The sequence below is a fragment of the uncultured Pseudoxanthomonas sp. genome (assembly GCF_947498795.1).
Classification (GTDB): domain Bacteria; phylum Pseudomonadota; class Gammaproteobacteria; order Xanthomonadales; family Xanthomonadaceae; genus Pseudoxanthomonas_A.
In genome coordinates this window covers 1-1,023 of sequence record NZ_CANMLQ010000029.1, presented here as the reverse complement: position 1 = coordinate 1,023, position 1,023 = coordinate 1, and the positions used below count along the sequence as shown (strand labels likewise).

The 1,023-nt window shown below is 65.1% G+C and carries 1 protein-coding gene; it reads left to right on the top strand.

Going from position 1 to position 1,023, the window contains the following annotated elements; translation table 11 throughout:
* Positions 1-83: 83 nt before the first annotated feature.
* Positions 84-1,023: IS481 family transposase (locus Q0907_RS18965; RefSeq protein WP_162111487.1), on the top strand; the 940-nt coding region annotated here is incomplete at its 3' end.

The window sequence follows — 1,023 nt, the reverse complement described above, 5'->3', positions numbered from 1 at the left end:
TGTGATCTCTCGGTAGGTTGTTCATCCGGGGCATCTCTGGAAGATGGGGGTTGCGAAGCCAACCCAGCCCCCAGGAGCCCCGGATGAACCTGCATAAACATGCCCGTTTGAGCCCGCGCGGTCGAGCCCTGCTCGTGGACCGCATCCTTGTTCAGGGCCTTCGCGTCGAAGAAGCAGCGCATGCGGCCGGTGTCAGCGTCCGCACGGCCTACAAGTGGCTCAGACGGTTCAAGGAGGAAGGTCCGCAAGGCTTGGTCGACCGGTCCTCTCGGCCACGTTCCTGCCCGCATGCCACGCCACAGGAGATTGTGCAGCACGTCATCGAGCGCCGCCGCTCACGGCAGACGTATCGGCAGATCGCCGGGCAACTGCCTGTTGCCCCGAGCACCATCGCCCGGCTGCTGCGTCGCGCCGGCCTGCACCGCTTGGCCGAACTGCAGCCGGCAGCGCCGGAGAACCGCTACGAATACGCCTTGCCCGGCCAGCTGCTGCATCTGGACATCAAGAAGCTTGCTCGTTTCCGACAGCCGGGGCATCGGGTCACCGGCAATCGCCAAGTCAACTCCGATGGCATCGGCTGGGAATACGTCCATCTGGCCATCGATGACCACTCCCGCGTGGCGTTCGGCTCCATCGAGCCGGACGAGCGCGGTAGTAGCGCGTGCAGGGCGCTGTTGCGGACGGTGCGCTACTACCGACGCTTGGGCGTGCAATTCGAGCGCGTCCTGACCGACAACGGCGCCTGCTACAGATCGCGTAGCTTCCGGCGTCTGGTCCGTCGGTTGGGCATGCGCCACCTGCGCACGCGCCCCTACACCCCACGCACCAACGGCAAGGCTGAGCGGCTGGTGCAGACCAGCCTGCGCGAATGGGCCTACGCCCGCTCATACGCCAACTCCGAACAGCGAGCCCACGCGCTGCAGGGCTGGCTTCATCACTACAACTGGCATCGACCACATGCCAGCCTTGGCTACAGGCCACCCATCACCCGAATCCCACTGAACAACGTGGTGGGTTTACACA